Annotated in this window: 14 protein-coding genes; 7 read left to right on the top strand and 7 right to left on the bottom strand. The window is 55.1% G+C overall.

What is annotated here, in order from left to right; translation table 11 throughout:
- Nucleotides 1–2: 2 nt before the first annotated feature.
- From B9Z49_RS13565 to B9Z49_RS13550, 4 genes are read left to right on the top strand one after another with little or no spacing between them, the layout of a single operon-like run.
- Entirely contained in the window at nucleotides 3–1415 is a 1413-nt protein-coding gene (locus B9Z49_RS13565) for a multicopper oxidase family protein (RefSeq protein WP_089958022.1), read from the top strand.
- A 22-nt stretch (nucleotides 1416–1437) separates the two neighbouring features.
- The gene (locus tag B9Z49_RS13560; RefSeq protein WP_089957691.1) at nucleotides 1438–1932 is read left to right on the top strand and encodes a plastocyanin/azurin family copper-binding protein; all 495 of its coding nucleotides are present in this window, start codon (nucleotides 1438–1440) and stop codon (nucleotides 1930–1932) included.
- A 26-nt stretch (nucleotides 1933–1958) separates the two neighbouring features.
- Nucleotides 1959–2441: a DUF411 domain-containing protein gene (locus tag B9Z49_RS13555; RefSeq protein ID WP_089957688.1), complete on the top strand. Its 483-nt coding sequence runs from the start codon at nucleotides 1959–1961 to the stop codon at nucleotides 2439–2441.
- A 7-nt stretch (nucleotides 2442–2448) separates the two neighbouring features.
- Nucleotides 2449–2793, top strand: coding sequence for a copper-binding protein (locus B9Z49_RS13550; RefSeq protein WP_089957684.1), 345 nt, complete (start codon nucleotides 2449–2451; stop codon nucleotides 2791–2793).
- A 708-nt stretch (nucleotides 2794–3501) separates the two neighbouring features.
- Here B9Z49_RS13550 and B9Z49_RS13545 read toward each other — a convergent pair.
- Entirely contained in the window at nucleotides 3502–4239 is a 738-nt protein-coding gene (locus B9Z49_RS13545; protein WP_158273501.1) for a hypothetical protein, read from the bottom strand.
- Nucleotides 4240–4818: 579 nt separating this feature from the next.
- On the opposite strand from B9Z49_RS13545, the gene istA reads away from it, so the two are divergent.
- Together istA and istB are read left to right on the top strand one after the other, a co-directional pair.
- The gene (gene istA, locus B9Z49_RS13535; protein ID WP_108353987.1) at nucleotides 4819–6357 is read left to right on the top strand and encodes an IS21 family transposase; all 1539 of its coding nucleotides are present in this window, start codon (nucleotides 4819–4821) and stop codon (nucleotides 6355–6357) included.
- The gene (gene istB / locus B9Z49_RS13530) at nucleotides 6354–7106 is read left to right on the top strand and encodes an IS21-like element helper ATPase IstB (protein ID WP_100117900.1); all 753 of its coding nucleotides are present in this window, start codon (nucleotides 6354–6356) and stop codon (nucleotides 7104–7106) included. The genes istA and istB overlap by 4 nt, the downstream gene beginning before the upstream one ends.
- A gap of 174 nt (nucleotides 7107–7280) precedes the next feature.
- On the opposite strand, the gene B9Z49_RS13525 is transcribed toward istB, so the two are convergent.
- Nucleotides 7281–8354, bottom strand: a complete 1074-nt coding sequence (locus B9Z49_RS13525; protein WP_228768235.1) for a site-specific integrase — start codon at nucleotides 8352–8354, stop codon at nucleotides 7281–7283.
- Nucleotides 8355–8478: 124 nt separating this feature from the next.
- Between B9Z49_RS13525 and B9Z49_RS13520 the strand changes: the two genes are divergently transcribed.
- Nucleotides 8479–9378: a DNA-binding protein gene (locus B9Z49_RS13520; protein ID WP_108353986.1), complete on the top strand. Its 900-nt coding sequence runs from the start codon at nucleotides 8479–8481 to the stop codon at nucleotides 9376–9378.
- A gap of 302 nt (nucleotides 9379–9680) precedes the next feature.
- On the opposite strand, the gene B9Z49_RS13515 is transcribed toward B9Z49_RS13520, so the two are convergent.
- The 5 genes from B9Z49_RS13515 to guaA all read right to left on the bottom strand — a co-directional run bounded on the left by B9Z49_RS13515 (nucleotide 9681) and on the right by guaA (nucleotide 16964).
- Entirely contained in the window at nucleotides 9681–12158 is a 2478-nt protein-coding gene (locus B9Z49_RS13515; RefSeq protein ID WP_108354072.1) for a penicillin acylase family protein, read from the bottom strand.
- 63 nt (nucleotides 12159–12221) lie between these two features.
- Nucleotides 12222–13133 (bottom strand): LD-carboxypeptidase, encoded by a 912-nt coding sequence (locus B9Z49_RS13510; RefSeq protein WP_108353985.1) that lies wholly within the window; start codon nucleotides 13131–13133, stop codon nucleotides 12222–12224.
- A 181-nt stretch (nucleotides 13134–13314) separates the two neighbouring features.
- The gene (tadA, locus tag B9Z49_RS13505; protein WP_108353984.1) at nucleotides 13315–14721 is read right to left on the bottom strand and encodes a tRNA adenosine(34) deaminase TadA; all 1407 of its coding nucleotides are present in this window, start codon (nucleotides 14719–14721) and stop codon (nucleotides 13315–13317) included.
- Complete coding sequence (locus tag B9Z49_RS13500) at nucleotides 14691–15305, bottom strand: FMN-binding negative transcriptional regulator (RefSeq protein ID WP_108353983.1); 615 nt, start codon at nucleotides 15303–15305, stop codon at nucleotides 14691–14693. The genes tadA and B9Z49_RS13500 overlap by 31 nt, the downstream gene beginning before the upstream one ends.
- A gap of 45 nt (nucleotides 15306–15350) precedes the next feature.
- Entirely contained in the window at nucleotides 15351–16964 is a 1614-nt protein-coding gene (gene guaA / locus B9Z49_RS13495; protein ID WP_108353982.1) for a glutamine-hydrolyzing GMP synthase, read from the bottom strand.
- Nucleotides 16965–16974: the final 10 nt, after the last annotated feature.

Here is a 16974-nt window from a genome sequence, read left to right as displayed (position 1 = left end):
CGATGACTTCCAGAAGAGACTTTTTTAAGTACGCCGGGATTGCTGGTGGTGCCGTGGCCGCCAGCGCGGTCAGCCGCGTGGCGATGGCCGCTCTGCCTGAGCCTGTAATACAGACCAGCCCTAACACCATGGCGCCGCTTGTCCCCAACAGCGGACGCGCCTACAACCCGGTGGTGACGCTGAATGGATGGACTTTGCCATGGCGCATGAATCAAGGCGTCAAGGAATTTCACCTGGTCGCCGAACCAGTAGTGCGGGAAATGGCCCCTGGCTTTAAAGCCCATCTCTGGGGCTACAACGGCCAGAGCCCGGGGCCCACGATTGAAGTGGTCGAGGGCGATCGCGTACGGATCTTCGTGACCAACAAGCTGCCAGAGCATACCTCCATTCACTGGCACGGGCAGCGCCTGCCCAACGGCATGGACGGTGTGGCCGGACTGAACCAGCCGGCTATTCCCTCCGGCAAGACGTTTGTTTACGAGTTCGTCGCGCGCCGGCCTGGCACCTTCATGTACCACCCGCATGCTGATGAGATGACACAGATGGCCATGGGCATGATGGGCTTTTGGGTGACCCATCCTAAGGTCAAGAATGATCTGATTGATGAGGTCCAGCGAGACTTCTGCTTCCTACTCAACGCCTATGACATCGATCCGGGCAGCTACACCCCCAAGATCATGACAATGCTGGACTTCAACCTGTGGAGCTGGAATAGCCGGATATTTCCAGGCATTGACAGCCTCAATGTTCGCCTGAACGACAAGGTGCGTATTCGCATTGGCAATCTGACGATGACGAATCACCCCATACATTTGCACGGCCATGAGTTCCTCGTCACTGGTACGGACGGTGGCCCGACACCCAAGAGCACCCGCTGGCATGAAGTGACGACCGATGTGGCCGTCGGTCAGATGCGACAGATCGAGTTTCTGGCAGATGAGGAAGGGGACTGGGCCTTCCACTGTCACAAAAGCCATCACACCATGAACGCCATGGGCCATAACGTTCCGACATTGATTGGTGTGGATCACCGTGGCATCGCCAAGAAGATCAATAACCTGATTCCAGACTACATGGTCATGGGTGAGCGTGGTATGGCCGACATGACTGAGATGGAAATGCCCATCCCTGACAACACCGCTGCGATGATGACTGGCCAAGGCCCCTTCGGATCGGTCGAAATGGGTGGCATGTTCAGCGTTCTGAAGGTCCGCCGTAATCAAAAGCCGGGGGACTACAAGGACCCGGGTTGGTACAAGCATCCCGAAGGCACGGTAGCCCATGAGTACACCGGGCCGTTGACTGAACCAGCGCGCTTCAAGGCGGAGGGTGGGCAGTCCATGCCTCGCGCCCAGATGCCCGCCAAGACGACCGAAGTCAAGGTGCGCAAGCCCTCATCACATAGCAATCACTGAATTTTTTTTCCGGAGTTAACGAATGAAACCCAAGCACATCACTTCTCGCCAAATCTTTGTTTTGGTTGCTCTGACCCTGTCAGCGTCGGCTTTTGCGGCTGGAAAGCACGCCGGTGGGCATGGCCATGCTGACGAGGAAACCGCAATTGGCAAACCAGGTGTTGCCTCCAAGGTAACGCAGACCATCAATGTCGATATGACGGATAACATGCGTTACACACCCTCATCTATTCAGGTCAAGCAAGGAGAGACGGTCCGCTTTGTTGTCAAGAATCAAGGAAAGGTCAAGCACGAATTGAGTCTGGGCACCCAGAAGGAATTGCTCGAGCATCTGGAGCAGATGAAAAAATTCCCAGATATGGAACATGACGAACCTGGCAAAGTGACACTATCTCCAGGACAGCAAGGCGAAATTGTTTGGCAATTCACGAAGACTGGAACCGTAAATTTTGCCTGCTTGATGCCAGGCCACTACGAAGCTGGGATGAAGGGCGCGATCAAGGTTGGCAAGAAGTAATTTCATTACAGGATAGGGCTGCTGAAATGACTGACAAAAACAGTTCAAAAAATTCAACGAGGCGGTTGCTATTGTTGGGAATAGCTTCAATGTGCTCGTCCTCAATTGCTATTGCAGCCAGCCCAAACGCTATAGCTATACAAGTCTGGAAAGACCCTAACTGTGGCTGTTGCAAAGACTGGATTATTCATTTAGAAAAGAATAATTTTTCTTTGAAAGTAAACGATCAAGGTAATAACGCAGCGCGGGCTCGACTGGGTATGCCTCAAAAGTTCGCTTCATGTCATACAGCTCTGGTCGGTGGATATGTGATTGAGGGGCATGTGCCAGCCGAAGACATTCAACGTTTACTCAAAGAAAAACCACAAGCGTTAGGTCTTGCCGTTCCGGGGATGCCTATCGGATCTCCTGGAATGGACGGTCCTGTCTACGGCGCAAGGCGTGACGCGTATCAAGTCTTGCTAATCCAAAAAGACGGATCATCAAAAGTTTTTAACTCTTACTCATGAGGAAAATATGAAAAATATTCAAACGAAAATTGCAATTGCACTATTGACCATTGGTGCGGCTCTTCCCTTAAGCAGTTTTTCCCAAGCTGTCATGGATCACAGCAAGATGAACATGTCTCAAATGACGCCGTCTTTAACCGACGGAGAGGTCAAGAAAATTGATCTCGAAACTGGCAAGGTCACGATCAAACACGGCGAAATCAAACATATGGATATGCCGGGAATGACAATGGTATTTACTGCTAAAGATAAGAGTTTATTGACCAGCATCAAGCCAGGCGAAAAAATTAAGTTTATGGTGATCAATGAAGGTGGCAAGATGATCGTCACTGACATCCAGCTAGTTCAGTAAGAAAACGTCGCTGCATCGAAAATGTGCAGGGCTCCCTGTTCATTGGGCGTCATAGCCTGTTGTGCAAATTGGCCCATGCATCAATGGATCCTATCCGTCAGCACTGGATAGGATGTGTGGTAGCGGTCATTGGCCTATGACCGAACTGACCGGCTGCCGAGCCTGATGGTTAAAGATCGACCGACCGCTACTGGCAGAAAGCCCACAAATGACTGCGGGACACGACCGGCAGCAACCGCTACAAACAAGTCAACGTCTTAAAAGATGTGACCGGCTGCAATGGGTCGGAAGCTGACTGACAAAATTTGTGTTGCGAAATAGGAATTTGACATTAAATGCGGGGGGGGGGCTACCGTCCAACCCATGGAAGAGTTAGTGTTAAAGCCATTGATCTCATTGACTGTCCACTGACACTAATTTTGGAACCCACACACGCAGAAACACGTTTAAGAATGGCTGAGGCACAACGCGGCAAACCAATCTGGGAGACGTGGGTTGACCGGGCTGGGCCTGTCAAGCTCTTGAAACGAGCCGACTATGGTCAGACTGCTTTTGGCTGGGGTGGGAGCAACGGCCCTTGAAGAAAGACGGCGGTAATGGGGGCCTCGCTGGTTGAAAACCAGGTTGACCAAGGTCGGTCCAGAGAAAAACCATTGACCAGATGCCCAAGTTTCAGATGTCGGTTTGATTTGATGTGCGACCAAGGGGTCATCGATTGATCTCACGGGAGAAGATGACCACTTCCATTCGCCATTCAGGGGATGGGTAGATCCAGTGTTTGCACTTGAGATCAATTTCATGGAATAGATCGAGTGCGATAGGCGCAATCTCTGGCAACACCTTCACCCAAGACTGGCAATGGTGGTAAGCGTTAAGCGCCAACTCTCGTAACTCTTGAGAGGAAATCAATTCTGATTTTTTGACGAGCAAGATGAGCGCAACCAACGCTTCAAATGTTCCGATTTCTGCCAACCGATAGGCCGTTTTTTCATCAAATTTCTGGAAACGATCTGGTTGCGGGATGGCCTGAAGCATTGGAGGTGCTGAAACCATCAGGAGATCCGTGATAGCAGGGGCTAATGCTTTCAGCTGATCGTCAATCCATCTCTGATTGAGCTGATCCCCACGCAACACAGCCCAAATAGGCGAATCAAAGTAGGACGCAGTACCGGGATAGTTTTGATCGGCAATATCAACTGAATATGGCTTGCCGACCATTCTTCGCGGGACACGCAAACCCGTTTGATAGCCATCCCATTTACGCGGGCGTACCACCCCTGCCTCTTTGTGTTTAACGATGGACGGCTCTATTGCCAACTCAATGGCGTAGGCACTTGGCAAACCCGACCTGGCTTTGACGGCATAAAACCAGACCTTCGTGCGCAAGACATCAATCGGATTTCGCTTGGGGCGACCCGGCTTTGGCGGTTGCAAAAAGGTGGGCATGGTCATGGTGTACAGAAACTCCGATTATCCGTTCGGGTTCCACAATTGCTAACTTTCGGAAACACTGCGTGACAACCGTAGAGAGACCCGAACAAATGACCACGAGTTCATGCGAGCCAGGCACCTTGGCTGAAAAATTGAAAACAGAAATGGAGCAAACCCATGGCCCACTGCTGGGAGGCCTGCGGTTGGCCAACGCTCTGGGACACGCCAGTGTGGCGGGGCTAAGACAAGCCAGATACCGTGGTCAAGTCGCCGTAACGCTGTTCACGTTGCCACATCGACGAGGTTTTTATGCACTCACCAGAGATGTCGCCCACTGGCTTGCGCAGGCACGGATCACGTCTAGCACTGAATAAAACGAGGAGGAAAAAACCAGAACGACGCTAAATCTAGCCACCCAGAAACGCAAAAGCCCGAGGCGGACACCTCGGGCCTAGCGTCCGACCGAAGCCGAATCAAGTAGTACCTTGTGGGTTGGAGTATCGGTCGAGCATCCCCTCATGTCAAGTGGGCGGGAGTGGGTTAACTCACCCCGAGTGCATGCCTCCTGCACTCGTTTGACCAAAGGAGCAGCCCATGAGGCTACCCGTTCATTTGCAGCGTGACATTGCACGCCAGCACTTTTATGACCCGACGTTGGCTCACCGAGCAATTTCAAGAACAACAGGGACGCACCACGACACGATCCGAAAATTTCGACAGCAAGTGGATGCCTCTGGCTTGAGTTGGCAAGAGCTTTCGCCGTTAGATGATGATGCCTGGCGGGCAGCACTTGGAACCCAAGATCGATCTATTGCGCAACTCAAGACGCATCCAGATTGTGAATTGATTCATGCCGAAATGCGGCGACCCGACGCAACTCTGGAGCGTCTTTGGCGAGAGTGGCGCGAGACCACCCCCGACGGGGTGGGCTACTCACAATTTGCCATGCTCTATAGAGCTTGGACAAAAAATCAACATGTGGTGATGCGACGCACGCACCGACCAGTTGAAAAGCTGTTTGTGGATTTTGCGGGCCGGACCGTTGAAATCCGAGATCAAAACGGTGGCCCATCGACCTTTGCTCAAATCTTTGTGGCTGTGCTTGGGTACTCAAACTACACGTACATCGAAGCTACGGCGAGTCAGACCACCAAAGACTGGCTGAAATGTCACGCTAATTGTTTCGAGGCTCTGGGTGGTGTGCCAGAGTGGGTCGTCAGCGACAACCTTAAAGCGGCCGTTTGGCGGCGTGAACGGGATCGAACGGTGATCAACCCCGCCTACAGAGATTGCCTGAGCCATTACGACACGGCACCTTTACCAACGGGGGCACGAAAACCCAAACACAAAGCCAAGGCTGAAGTGGGAGTGCAAATCGCTCAACGATGGGCTTTGTTTTCACTTCGTGATCGCATTTTCTTAAGCCTTGCCGAGTTGAATGCAGAACTCCGGATCAAGGCCGAAGAAATGAATCGCCATCCATTTAAACGGCTCCCTGGCTGTCGATTGGATCGCTTTTTGGAAACAGAAAAAGCGAGCCTCAAGCCATTGCCTGGAACGGCATTTGAATTGAGTGATTGGCGATATAGCGTCAGGGTACAGGATGACTATCACGTCGAACATCAAAGACGCTTCTATTCAGTGCCTCACACGCTTGCACGAGAAAGCGTGGACCTCAGGTTTACAGCCACTGTGATTGAAATTTTCCACCGAGGTCGAAGGGTTGCCCTTCACCCTTTGATTGAGATACAAGGAAATGCCAGAACGATACCAGAGCATCGGCCCGTCATACACAGCCGAGTGCTTGATGCCGAACCTCGGGCATTGTTGGCATGGGCGATGAACGTCGGCGGCAATGTGGAGTTGATGATTCGGCATCAACTTGAAAACCGAAGCGACATCACAAACGGCGTCAAAGCTGCACGACGAATGCGTGATCTCGCAAGGGACTACGGTGAGGCCCGATTTGAAGAGGTCTGCGCCTACGCGATGCCATTGAATATCACCTCACTTCGCAGCATCACATCCATCCTCAAAGAGGATGCAGACAAACGTTTTTCTATCACTCAAGCACCCAAAGTCAAAATCATTGGTGAATTGCGTGGTCCTAGTTATTTTGGAGAATCAGCATGAGCAGCACGCAACAAACCATCGCTCGCCTTCGAGAGCTCAAGCTCGTTCCAATGGCTGATGCTTACGACATGCAGCTTCAGCAACCCAAATTGCATGATGTCAGTTTTGATGATCGCTTTGCAATGCTTGTTGATCACGAGGCATCCGAGCGAGAGGGCCGAAAGTTGAAGCGTTTGATCCGAGGCGCAGGGATGCCTGAATTGGCTTCATTTGAGGATGTGGAATACAAGGTAAACCGTGGACTAGACAAGGCACAGTTGGCATCTTTGGCAAGCTGTGATTGGATAAGGCGTCAGCAAAATCTGATCATCCAAGGCGCTACGGGTGTTGGTAAGACGTGGCTTGCGTGTGCATTTGGCCAGCAGGCGTGCAGGCTAAAAATGCCAGTCCTGTTCTATCGCGCCAGTGATCTTTATGGGGCAATCACAGAGTCATTGCTTGATGGCTCATTGCCCGCTCTGAAGCTGTCATTGAGCAAACCAAGTATGTTGATACTTGACGATCTGGGTTTGGGTGAGATGAATCAACATGCGTCGCAGTTCTTGCTTGATGTGATTGATCGGCGAATGCGCACAGGATCATTGCTCATTACAACGCAATACCCAACTGACCAATGGCATGGGTTCTTTCCTGATCCCACGTTGGCTGATGCGATATTGGATCGCGTGGTGCATCAATCGCATCGGTTATCTCTGAAAGGGGAGTCCATGCGAAAAACAATGGCTCGCAAAAAAATGCAATCCAGCTGATAGTCTGAGTAGTCAGATTGACCATGTCAGTCTGACTACTATCTGGTCAAATCGACATACTTTTTTCTTTGGTCAACTTGCTGGACTGAGTGGTCAGCTTTGACTGGAATTGATGGTCACGAGGGATTGGAGCGGATGGTCAATAGGTTCTGGAATACGCACCCCAGTTGAGCTTCAAGTGTTGGGGCGCGCATCTCTCATAAGGTCTGTCACCTCAGCCTCTTGTGTGATGCGGAAATAACCCAACACGGTGGAGACGCTGTGGTGCCCCGTCATGGCCATGGTCTGAGCGAGGGGAACGTTTTGCAAGCCTGCCTCTGTCACGAACCCTGAGCGCAGGGAGTGGGCGGCATAGTTGCCGTCAATGCCTGCCAACAAGCATCGCTTTTTAACGATATCTTTGACAGCGGCAGGGGAGAGCGCTTCACCGATGTGACCGCCTTTGCGCACTCTTCGGAAAATCGCCCCGCTGGTGATGTGGCTGACGGTGAGCCATGCCGAGAGGGCTTGCGCTGCGAGCCCGAAAATGGGTTTGTGGTTTTCAGCGCGTTCTGCGCCGGCTTGGTTCGTTTTGGAGAACGCCAAGTTGTAGAGATAGGCATCGGGGCCGGTGCGTTTTAAAAACTGCATGTCTGCGCTGGCCACCTCGGATCTCCTGCGCCCGCCACTGGACCAGGCGAACAAGATCAGTGCTCTATCGCGGATGCCGATGACTGAGTCATCGCACGTTTGCAAGATGGCTTGAAGAGGCTCTTTGGTGAGGGCGTCTTTTTTGCGGGGGAGGGCACCCCGCTTGGCGTAGGCCTTGCGGGTGCGGGAGAGAAGCTCGCGCACTTTGGGGTCGTGGCAAGGGTTTTTGAACTCGCCAATTTGGTGGGCTTTGGACAGGACCGCAATTCGGTGAATCAGGGTGTTGTGTGCGAGTGCGCCGAGTTTGCCTTTGAAGCCGGATTTCACCAGGGCTTGATCGATCTCGATGGGCAGCTCGTGCGCCAGGCCTTTGTCGGTGGTTCGATCCGCGTGGTCGACGACAAACTGGAGCACACAGGCGGTGGGCACGGGCAGCTGTATTTGTCGGCCGTAGCGTGCACCAAACCATGCGGCCCAGTAGCGCAAGGCGCTGCGGTAGCTGATGAGGGTGTTTTTTGATTCACCTTCGCGCAGCAGATCTTCGACGGCGCGTTGGGTGACTTCGCTCAGAGCCTCTGGCTCCAGGGCGGGTGTATTTTTGAGCGTGGGCAGGCGCAAGTTCATGGGCGGCTTATTTCTTTGAAGAAATCTTACATAGCATGTAAGATTATTTATCTTTTTATCCTTTAAATCACGATAAATATCTCTTATCGTTGGTAAATTTACAGCAAGGAGCAGGGCGATGCAAGTTAAAAGTCCAAGAGGTGTTCAGCAAGCCGATGTCAACGGCGCAGCCGACGAATTGCTCAGTGAGCAACTCAAACCGACCATCGAACGTGTTCGCATGAAATTGGGCCGTGGATCGCCCAACACCGTGGGCCCGATGCTGGAGGTCTGGTTTTCTTCATTGGGAGAGCGTTTGAGAGGACCAACGGGTGAATCCGATAAAACAAGCGAATTGCCAGCTACTGTGCAAGTAGCCATGAAAACCCTCTGGAAAAGCGCTTTGCAGGAGGCTCACAGTACTTTTGAAGCATCAAAAGCAGATTTAGCGAACAAAGCAAGTCAGCAAGAACAGCAAATGACGACGGTGCTTGCTGAAATTGAAGCTGAGCGTGGAGCGTTCACGCAGAAGGCATCAGAATTAAAGCAAGCCCTTGATGCGCTTGAACTGAAGCATGCCGAAACACAAGGTCAAGCGCATAAGCTTCAAATGCTTGTGAACAAGAAGGATGAGGAACTCACATCATCGCGTCTGGCGCTTCAACAGCAAGTTGCCGAAGGCAATGAGGAGCGTCGCCGTCACGATGCGCAACTGCGGTCTCACAGCGCTGAAATCCAAGCGCTTCAGGCACAGTTTGTGTCTTCAGAACGAAGACTGATGGCGGAGATTGATCGCGAGCGCCAACAAGTAAAAAAATTACAGGCAGAGGTGGAGATTGAAAAAAAGAAGCAGATACGACATCAAAGTGAGGCTCTGGAAGTGGCAGGAAATTTGACCAAGCAACTGCACGAGCTGAGGATGCAAAACACGCAGCTATCAGAGCGCGCATCAGGTTATCTTGCACGCATCAACGACATGCAACCCAAAAAACTCAAATCTGCAGCAAAGAACAAAGCCGTACGAAGCGTAATCGGATAGAAGTTAGCACATCAACGTTTTGGTCTTGCCAAATCACCAGTCCTTGATAGCGTCAACTTTACTTGGAATATGTGAGTAGCTATAACTTTACTTGGAAAGTAGCGTCAACTTTACTTGTGTGACCGATCCCATCGGTTGCATTTGGCAAGATCATCACGTCTTTAGTTGCATACGATGTATATTATGTAAAGTGATCATGATCCAGCAACACCCTACACATCGCTAAAATGACCATGGGGAAATCTGATCGACATCGAGACCCACATGATCACTGTGCGATCAGATCATTGAAGATGATGGGTTCAGGGTGTCAGCACCAAACTGTGAACAGACGTGCTTTTTTGTTGCAGCGGGCGGTAATGGCCCGCAGCCCAATCACTGGCCATCGAGCGGCTTCGGTTATCAAAAATGTGACCTGATTGTCCAGTTTGGTAAATGAAGACAGATCGCTCAGGATCGGACAAGTCATACACCGCGCGCATGGAAGCCGCATGGCGGTTGGCAAAGGGTTCCTTGAGGTCGTTTGCCCAGTACTGACCAACGTTCACGGTGAACAAGTCCCCAGCACTTTCGGTGCGCACATCAAACAGGGTGTTGAGCAAAGGCACTTTCCCAAAAGGCTTGTGGCTGCTGATGGCCGGGTGCCAAGCACCCCAGCGCCAGGTGCGCATGTCCTTGCCTTGTTGGGCGGCAATGCGGGTCAAGGCACGGTCGAGCGCCGCAGACACTTGCGCTGGGCAACCAGCAGCACCACACCAAAAAGCGTCAGAGCGTTTCAGGATGCCTTCAACCGCAGCGCGAAAATGGCGTTTTCCGTACAGGGCTTTGAACCGATCGGCACCCAAATGCGGCACCAGCAAACCACGCGTCAATTCATCGGCCCATACGTTGAAGACCAGAGCAGCGGCGCTGTCCGCTGTCATTTGGCCATCAAAAGTGCCGAGCATTTTCAGGGCCTGATTACCCAGCGAGTGTTGCGGATTGGCCGTCATCACCACTGGCAGTAACGCTTTGGCACCCAACGATGTGACATCATTTTGAATGGCTTGCAGGCTTTCACGACTGTGCTTGGGGCGAGCAGCCAACAACTGCTCAATGCGATCAAAGCGCTCGGGCGTGGTCCAGTCGCCGCCTACAAAATGTGCGTAACTTGGCGGCAAGATGTTCTGGTTGGCGGTAGCGTGCCAGCCTTTCGCTTCAATGGTGTCGCGGTTCAAAGCGGGGTTTTGGTTCGCGGGTAACCAGCCGGTCCAATCGTATTGGGCCAACCAGCCGGGGGCCGGCGCGACACCCCGGATGTCATTTTTTGGCGAACGCATGGGCAGTTTGCCCACGGCCTGAAACGCCACTTCGCCAAGCGTATCGGCCATAACCACGCTTTGCATGGGCGCATGGTTGTCGTTGAATGCCTTTTGAAGTTCAGGCACGGTTTGCGCCCAGTTGGTCAACATGCCCGATTCAACGGTTTTGTTGTCCTCGGTCAAGGCTGACCAGCGCAAACTAACGGCGTAGCGCTGGACGTTGATGAGCTTGCCGTATTGCGGTTGCACATCGCTGATGACTGGCCCATGCCGTGAGTTGCGCACTTGGAGGGTCACATCGCCCTGCCCTTTGACTCGGATGGTTTCGGCGCGCTCTTCAAATGCGGCCCAGCCAGTGGGAGTGCGGTATTGTCCCGGTTTGGACGCGTCCAGTTGTTCTAGGTAAAGGTCCTGAACGTCCGGGCCTGTGTTGGTGAAACCCCAAGCCACACCTTGGGTGCGACCCAGCACCACAAAAGGCAAACCGGGCAAGGTGGCCCCGATCACATCCAGCGCGGGGTGTTTTTGTCCACCGGGCAATACGCCCGCAGGCGCTTTGAGGTGCGCGAAATACCAGATGGCCGGTGAACTCAAAGCCAGATGCGGGTCATTGGCCAGCAAGGGTTTGCCGCTGAAGGTGCGACTGCCGGGCACTACCCAGTTGTTGCTGCCCTTGCCTTCAAGAATACCGACATCACGCACCCAGTCGGCTGACCATTGGGCCAAGGCTTTGGGAGCAGGCTCGCTGGTCGAAGCGATTTTGTCCTTGGGGGCGTACACACCCAGCTCGGCATACAAGGCCGGCAGGTCCACTGCGGTGGCGGGTTTTTCACCCGGGTAAGGCGGTAGGAGTTGCCACAGTTGATCGTTATTCAAGACCTGCGAGGACGACAAACGGGCGAATTCTTGCCCCCAGTTGCCGCCCAGATCAAGCGCCATCATCAGCGCCCAGCCCAGGCTGTCTTCGGGCGACCAAGCCTGGCCTTTGGGGCCACCAGCCAAGGTGCCGAGCAGTTTGAATTCAGGCGATGGCCGCACAGCACCGCTAGCCCAAGCGTTCTGAATGCCCTCGCTGTAAGCCTGCAGGGCCGCTTGCGTTGCGGGTGATAAACCCTTCAACTGTTTTTGGGCCATGCCAATGATGCCCAGCGTGCGCATGAGTTTGTCGGTGTCCAAAGTGGCCACACCCAAAATTTCAGACAACTCGCCACGCATCAGGCGGCGGTTGAATTCGAGTTGCCAGCCGCGTTCTTGCGCGTGCACAAAGCCCATCGCACGCCAGGTGTCCAGGGCGGTAGCGCCTTCGATGCGTGTGACATCCGCATCATCGCGGCTGATGGTGGCCGGGGCACTCAACCCCACCAGCTTAAGTTGTCCGTCGAGTTGGGGCAAGCTGCGCATCAAGTGCACCGCCGACACACCGCCTGCCGCCAACACGGCGCAAAGCAGAAATAAGAAAAGTCGAGCGATCCATTTCATGTGTGTCTCCGGGTGGGCGTTGCGCACGCCTCTGGTCTCGCCTGTTCAGGCTTTGATGCTGTATCAAATGTGGCCCCAAACCATCAGCGCGTCACGCCCTTCGGTGACAAGGTCCACCTTGGCGCCAACGGGCAGCAGCACCTTGGTTGCGACATGGCCAAAGGGCAAGCCGGTGAGCACCGAAGCCTTGATCTGGCTGCGCAACCACTCGACCACGGTGGCCAGCTTGAAGCCTTTGTCGTGCGTGGGCACCAGCTTGAAGTTGGTGAATTGCCCGATCAAAACCGCCTTCTGCTGGGCCAATACACTCGCGTGCAGCAGCTGCGTGAGCATGCGTTCGATGCGGTAAGGGTGCTCGCCCACATCCTCAAGAAAGAGCACGCCACCCTTGACTTGCGGGAAGTACGGCGTGCCCAGCAGAGAGGACAACACCGTGAGGTTGCCGCCCCAAAGCTGCGCGTCTTTGACCAGCACGCGCCGCTCTGCTTCAGCCTTGGGCAATTGCCAGCCTGTTCCCTCCCCTTGCTCGAGCAGCAGGTCGTCAAAGCAGGCTTGCATGATGTCGTCGGGTTCTTCGTTTGGGCCAAAATCCGCGCCCAATGCTGGGCCTTGCCAGCTGATGCGGCCGGTCTTGGCATACACGGCTTGGTTGAAAGCGGTGAAATCACTCAAACCTACAAACTGCGTGCCGCCATCGATGGCTTTGGCGATCTGTTTGTAGGGCAAGGCGGGCAGGATGCGCGTGAGGCCATAGCCTCCGCGCGAGATGAGCGCCACATCGGCCCCGCTAGCTGCAGCGCGGGTGATGGCTGCGATGCGGGTCGCGTCGTCCCCTGCAAAACGCATGTGGCTGGCCAATGCAGCTTCGTCCACTTCGACCTCATGCCCTTGGGCTTTCAGGCGCTTCACGCCACGGCGAAAAGCGGCTTTGTCGCGTACTGCACTTGAAGGAGAAAAAATGTAAATGTGGGCCATGATTTTGAGTTGAATAGGGCTGATGCGACGCTGTGGTTATGTTGGGCATACAGACAGCTGATAGGCAAAATCCCGGCCTTTGTTGTGGGAACCCTCCCCGTGGGCGATGGCATGCTGTGGGTGTGTACCCAAAATCGCCCACAGGGGTGGGCTCCTACAGGGACAAAGACCGTTGCATGCATCAAGGTCTGAAGTGTCGCACAGCCGCCTCGGCAATCGCCCTGCCCTGCTCTTGCACAAAATGCCCTGCATCGGGCAGCAGCATGGGTTCGGGGCAGCCATTGATCTGGCTTTGCAAATGTCGCATCACTGGCTCGCCCAGCACCGGGTCTTGCTGGCCGATGGCCATGAAGCTCTGGCCTTGCCATTCGTCGCGCCAAAAATCACGCGCCTGCCGCGAAATGGCCGCACCGTGTGAATCGGCAAACTCCGGCACCATGGGCGGAAAAGCTTGAAGCGCGGAGCGAAAACCTTTGTCTGGAAACGGTGCGTTGTAGGCCGCCGTCTCTTGTGCCGTCATATTGCGGTTACCCCGCGCAAACAGCTTGCCCACATCGAACAGCGGCTGGTTTTGGCACCAATCGCGCCAGGCCAAAAAGCCTGCACTCAAGGGGACCTCGCCGGTGGCCAAGGTGGTGTTCATGGCCAGCAGGCCCTTGAAACGCTCGGGCGCAGCCATGGGCAAAGTCAGTCCCAAAATGCCGCCCCAGTCCTGCACCACCAGGACCACGCGCTGCAGGTCAAGGCGTTCGATCAAATCGATCAAAGACTGGCGATGGGTTTCAAAGTTGTGAAAAGACTCCTTCTTGGGCTTGTCGCTCTTGCCAAATCCGATCAGATCAGGAGCCACCACGCGGTGGCCTGCGGCCAGCCAGATCGGGATCATCTTGCGGTACAGGTAACTCCAAGCCGGGTTGCCGTGCAGGCACAGCCAAGTCAATGGGGCGTTCGAATCGCCCTCATCCAGGTAATGCATGCGCAAACCTGCAATGCTGGGCAGGTCGCTCACATAGTTTGGTTGCCAAGGGTAGTCGGGCAAATCGACAAGCGCCTCATCGGGTGTGCGCAAGGCGTCTTCTCTGAGGGGGTGTGGGTTCATTCTTTTAGGCCTGAAAAAGTCTTTGAGCAACTGGCTACATTCATCGGCTTGCACGCCGCCTGTCACCTGGGTTTGGTGGTTCAGCTGAGCGTGATCAAACAGGTTGAGCACCGAGCCCGCCACCCCGGTGCGCGGATCTGCCGCACCAAACACCACGCGGTCCACCCGGGCGTGCAGCATGGCGCCGCTGCACATGGCGCAGGGCTCCAGCGTCACATAGAGCGTGCAGCCATCGAGCCGGTAATTCCCCAACACGCGGGCCGCTTCTCGCAACGCCACCACCTCTGCATGAGCCGTCGGGTCGTGGCTGCCAATCGGGGCGTTGCGGCCCGTGGCGATGACTTGACCATTCTTGACGACCACCGCACCCACCGGCACCTCACTCGATTCGGCGGCCAATCGGGCCTGCTCCAGCGCCAGGCCCATCCAGTGGGCGTCTTGGCTTGGCGTGTCCACGCTCAAGACACCATACCCAACCGCTGCATCCATTGCGCGATGGCTTGCTCTTGTTCGCCCCCCTGGGTATAGGCGGCGTGCATGGCCGCGTGCGACTCGGGGCGGTGCTGGTTGATCTTGACCTTAGTTTTCAGGTCCAAAATCTTCAACTCAAAAGCCACGATGCCATTCAGCATGCCGTGGGCGTAACTCTCCGGCAGCCCCCGCCACTGCGCGGCATAAGCCGGTTCGTGGTCGGCAATCATTTGCTTAAGCATGGCGTCTTTGGCATCGTTGCCGTCCAGCATGCGAGCCTCAACCCGGGCATGCACCGCCAGATAAGTCCAGGTCGGCACGCGCAGCAAATCGGGGTAAACGGCTGGAGACATGTAGGCCTGCGGCCCCATGAAGGTCACCAGCGCCTGCGGCCGTGCTTGCAAGAACCCGGCATGCGGATTGGCGCGGGCACAGTGACCCAAAAGTGCCACAGACTGGCCACCCTCTTCGATCAGCTTGAGCGGCAAATGCGTGACAAACGGAAAACCATCACCGTCGGTGGACACCAGACTGGCAAATGGGTGCTCGCGCATGATGGCTGCAGCGTGCTGGGGATGATTGAATTGTTGGGGGAGATACATGCAAAGACTGTACCAAAAGAAAAGCACCCGAAGGTGCCTTTTCTGTCATTCCCACTCGATGGTGGCCGGTGGTTTAGAGCTCACGTCGTAAGTCACCCGGTTGATGCCGCGCACTTCGTTGATGATGCGGCCAGAGACTTTTTTGAGCAGCGCATAAGGCAACTCGGCCCAATCAGCCGTCATGAAGTCGCTGGTTTGAACGGCACGCAGTGCCACCACATAGTCGTAGGTGCGGCCGTCGCCCATCACGCCCACGCTCTTGACTGGCAAGAAAACGGTGAAGGCTTGGCTGGTCAGGTCGTACCAAGTTTTGCCCGATTCGTCGGTGAAGTTGCGCAGCTCTTCGATGAAAATCGCGTCCGCGCGGCGCAGCAGGTCGGCGTATTCTTTTTTGACTTCGCCCAAAATGCGCACGCCCAAGCCTGGGCCTGGGAAGGGGTGACGGTAGACCATCTCGCGGGGCAAGCCCAGTGCCACGCCGAGTTCGCGAACTTCGTCTTTGAACAGTTCGCGCAGGGGCTCCAGCAGTTTGAGGCCCAGTTGTTCGGGCAAACCGCCCACGTTGTGGTGGCTCTTGATGGTGACGGCTTTCTTGCTCTTGGCACCGCCGCTTTCAATGACGTCGGGGTAAATCGTGCCTTGAGCCAAAAAGGTCGCCCCCTTGTGGCCACCGTCGCCGGCTTTCAATTTCGCAGCCTGCTCTTTGAACACGTCCACAAACAAGCCACCGATGATCTTGCGCTTGGCTTCGGGCTCGCTCACGCCCGCCAACTTGCCTAGGAACAAATCGCTGGCATCGACACGGATGACTTTGGCGTGCAGTTTGCCAACGAACATCTCCATGACCATGTCGCCCTCGTTCAGGCGCAACAGGCCGTGGTCCACAAACACGCAGGTGAGTTTGTCGCCAATGGCGCGGTGGATCAGTGCGGCGGCAACGGAGGAATCCACACCGCCCGACAAGCCGAGGATGACTTCTTCGTCGCCCACTTGCTCGCGGATTTTTTCGACGGCTTCTTCGATGTAGTCGCCCATGATCCAGTCAGGGCGGGCCTGGCAGATGTCGAGCACAAAGCGGTTGAGCAGCGCCTGGCCCTGCACGGTGTGCGTGACTTCGGGGTGGAACTGCACCGCGTAAAAGCGGCGGGCCTCGTCGGCCATGCCCGCAATCGGGCAAGCAGGGGTCGAGGCCATGACCTTGAAGCCGGCAGGCATGGCCGTGACCTTGTCGCCGTGGCTCATCCAGACCTTGAGCATGCCGTGGCCTTCGGGTGTGGCGAAGTCTTCAATGCCTTTGAGCAATTCGGTGTGGCCGTGGGCACGGACTTCGGCGTAGCCAAACTCGCGTGTGGTGCCCGCCTCGACCTTGCCACCCAGCTGCTGGGCCATGGTCTGCATGCCGTAGCAAATGCCCAAGACCGGCACGCCCAACTCAAACACCGCATCGGGCGCTTTGTCGTCCACCTCGTACACGCTGGCGTGGCTGCCTGAGAGGATCACGCCCTTCAGGTTGCCGTCTTTGGCGTATTCACGCACCCAGTCGCTGCTCACATCACAAGGATGCACTTCGCAAAACACATGCGCTTCGCGCACGCGGCGGGCGATGAGCTGGGTGACTTGCGAGCCGAAGTCAAGGATCAGGATTTTGGAGTGCTGCATGGCAGGCGTC

Origin of the sequence: Limnohabitans sp. 2KL-51 (assembly GCF_003063645.1) — a bacterium.
Lineage (GTDB): Bacteria > Pseudomonadota > Gammaproteobacteria > Burkholderiales > Burkholderiaceae_C > Limnohabitans_A.
Note: the sequence above shows the minus strand (reverse complement) of the source record. Positions and strands in the feature narration are given on the sequence as shown.

Excerpts from the sequence above, each read along its gene's own strand:
- B9Z49_RS13565 (WP_089958022.1), top strand. The coding sequence starts at position 3 with ATGACTTCCAGAAGAGACTTTTTTAAGTACGCCGGGATTGCTGGTGGT.
- B9Z49_RS13560 (WP_089957691.1), top strand. The coding sequence starts at position 1,438 with ATGAAACCCAAGCACATCACTTCTCGCCAAATCTTTGTTTTGGTTGCT.
- tadA (WP_108353984.1), bottom strand. The coding sequence starts at position 14,721 with ATGGATGCAGCGGTTGGGTATGGTGTCTTGAGCGTGGACACGCCAAGC.
- B9Z49_RS13555 (WP_089957688.1), top strand. The coding sequence starts at position 1,959 with ATGACTGACAAAAACAGTTCAAAAAATTCAACGAGGCGGTTGCTATTG.
- B9Z49_RS13550 (WP_089957684.1), top strand. The coding sequence starts at position 2,449 with ATGAAAAATATTCAAACGAAAATTGCAATTGCACTATTGACCATTGGT.
- istB (WP_100117900.1), top strand. The coding sequence starts at position 6,354 with ATGAGCAGCACGCAACAAACCATCGCTCGCCTTCGAGAGCTCAAGCTC.
- B9Z49_RS13510 (WP_108353985.1), bottom strand. The coding sequence starts at position 13,133 with ATGGCCCACATTTACATTTTTTCTCCTTCAAGTGCAGTACGCGACAAA.
- B9Z49_RS13500 (WP_108353983.1), bottom strand. The coding sequence starts at position 15,305 with ATGTATCTCCCCCAACAATTCAATCATCCCCAGCACGCTGCAGCCATC.
- B9Z49_RS13520 (WP_108353986.1), top strand. The coding sequence starts at position 8,479 with ATGCAAGTTAAAAGTCCAAGAGGTGTTCAGCAAGCCGATGTCAACGGC.
- guaA (WP_108353982.1), bottom strand. The coding sequence starts at position 16,964 with ATGCAGCACTCCAAAATCCTGATCCTTGACTTCGGCTCGCAAGTCACC.
- B9Z49_RS13515 (WP_108354072.1), bottom strand. The coding sequence starts at position 12,158 with ATGAAATGGATCGCTCGACTTTTCTTATTTCTGCTTTGCGCCGTGTTG.
- B9Z49_RS13545 (WP_158273501.1), bottom strand. The coding sequence starts at position 4,239 with ATGCCCACCTTTTTGCAACCGCCAAAGCCGGGTCGCCCCAAGCGAAAT.
- istA (WP_108353987.1), top strand. The coding sequence starts at position 4,819 with ATGAGGCTACCCGTTCATTTGCAGCGTGACATTGCACGCCAGCACTTT.